This window comes from Glaesserella parasuis (assembly GCF_002015085.1).
GTDB lineage: Bacteria > Pseudomonadota > Gammaproteobacteria > Enterobacterales > Pasteurellaceae > Glaesserella > Glaesserella parasuis.
Genome location: NZ_MUXW01000061.1, coordinates 1 through 2,072 on the forward strand (window position 1 = coordinate 1; position 2,072 = coordinate 2,072).

At 36.5% G+C, this 2,072-nt stretch carries 3 protein-coding genes; all 3 read right to left on the reverse strand.

The features are described 5' to 3' along the window. On the reverse strand, positions 1-239 hold a 239-nt coding region (locus B0183_RS11295; RefSeq protein ID WP_131826778.1), incomplete at its 3' end, for a transposase family protein. A gap of 36 nt (positions 240-275) precedes the next feature. Continuing rightward, complete coding sequence (locus B0183_RS11300; RefSeq protein WP_147285051.1) at positions 276-695, reverse strand: hypothetical protein; 420 nt, start codon at positions 693-695, stop codon at positions 276-278. Between the two features lie 401 nt (positions 696-1,096). Next, positions 1,097-1,687, reverse strand: a complete 591-nt coding sequence (locus B0183_RS11305) for a hypothetical protein (protein WP_078208815.1) — start codon at positions 1,685-1,687, stop codon at positions 1,097-1,099. Positions 1,688-2,072: the final 385 nt, after the last annotated feature.

Sequence of the window (2,072 nt, forward strand, 5' to 3'; positions counted from 1 at the left end):
TGTGGCTCAATGCGTTTTATTACACGAGCGATAGTATCATCGACAGGAATGCCACACTCAAAAGGGCGATATTTTCGCAACCAATCCAAATGTAATTCGCCAAAAAGTTTGATTTCAGTCCAGCTGTTTGCCCCCGAAATCACGGCACTGACGACGAGAAAAACGATGTCTAAAAAGTGGTGTTTTTGATTATAGGCTCGTGGGTCGGATAAATTTTCAAAAAAACGAAAAACGCTCATTTTACAACCTGATTTGATATGGATAATTAAGGTGTATTAGATCATAAATTTGAGAAAGATGCGATCTTGCCCTGATGAAGTGAGTAACTCTTGCTCAAGCCGAGTTGCATAACGAGCAAAATTCTGTGACTGAAAATAGCGATTGGCAATCGACGACTTAAATTGTGGTGTTTTTGCATATTTCGTATTAAATATGGATTCTGCTACAGCACTCAACGTAGAGCTTTTATCTCTTGCATAAGAAAATAGCTCACGTAGCCCCTGTTGTTCTTGGCTGATAACTTCATCCACTTTTAACAGAAGAGTATCTCCCTGCTCACTTAAGCTATAATAGTGGGTCAACCAAGGAGAAAGATCCCCTTTTACTGACAATTCACGAAAACCATTTTTATTTAATACTGAGCGAATATTTGATTTCTGTTTCACGCCATCAGAAACCTTTTTACAATTTTTCAAATCGTAAACATATTCCATTGCATCATAACGACCATCTGCATAATCTACGGTCGCATAGGCATCTCCTTTACTATTGATATAGACATTTGTACCTTTGTAATGATGTTGTAAATCTATTTAACATTGATAAGCGTGAACTGCTGGCAAAGCAAGTAAAGTAACTAGTCCCAATGACCATTTCTTCAATTTTTGCATTTTTTACTCCTAAAAAAGCCGCTCACATAAAACGATATGTAGCGGCGATAAGATTAGAATTTCACACCAAGTGCGAGACCAAACAATTTTTCTCTGTTCGTTTGAACTTCCGTTGCACTTTGTTGATACTCAGATTTAAAAGTGCCGTAAGTGAAACGAGCAAAAGGAATAAGAGGTAAATTATCCCCATTTTGTGAGCCTATCCATTAATATTCAGCATAAACACCCTGACCTGGCTTATATTTCAACTTGTTTTTAAAATCAGTTCCTTGTTTATGTTTTTCAGAAAATTGTGACTTTGCCACAAAATCTTGGTACACTCCAGCTGCAATTGCAGAAGATGCCCCAGGGAAACGGAAAACAAGTTCATCATAGATACTACCTGAATTTAAACCACTATAGGATTTTTGTTTTACCGTGCCCGTTTCTGAATTTTTAGATTTGCTATCATGAGGAAATACATATAGAGTCCGTACACCTAGCTCTACATCAGCCCAATCACGAATTGGATTAAATAAAGTGTAAACTCCTGACTCTCCAGAAAAACCGCTCATATTTGGATAATTATCAACAGAAACGCTCTTGTAATAACCACCACCTGCTGAAAAACCAAAACGAAAATGCCCTAAACCCGATGTTGCCTGATCCAAATCCTTATTCAAATCAACACTAGTTTCTGTTGTCGTTTTTCCTGTAAGAACCTCTTGTTCTAATAATGTTTCATTATTTTCTGCGGCAAAAGCCATTGTTGGAAAAACAAATAGTAAACCTAACGGTAAGAGTGAAAATCTTTTCATATTAACTCCCAGATTGATATTAGAGTTTTAGGGGATGCCAGATAATCGTGCCACATTCCCCTTAACTCATAGTCTTGAAATAAGTTGAGATTTTAAGCTGGTGTTATAAAACACTATCTGCATAAAATTTTAAGCAGAAGAATGTGCCTTTATGGCAACATAAAGGCACAAGAATGATATCATTCTTGCGAAAATAGAAATTTGGACATAAGGGAATGACAAATATAGGCTAAAATATCTAAAGCTTATTTAAGCTTTAAATTACTTTAAAAGCAAAAATATAAAAAACAAAAAACCGCAGGCTATCTCTAACCTGCGGTTTCTTCTCTTTAATAAAACCCCGACGATGCTCTACTCTCACATGGGGAATCCCCACACTACCATC

What these genes read in the sequence shown, in the direction of transcription:
- B0183_RS11305 (WP_078208815.1), bottom strand. Translation starts at nt 1,687, where the DNA reads ATGAAAAGATTTTCACTCTTACCGTTAGGTTTACTATTTGTTTTTCCA.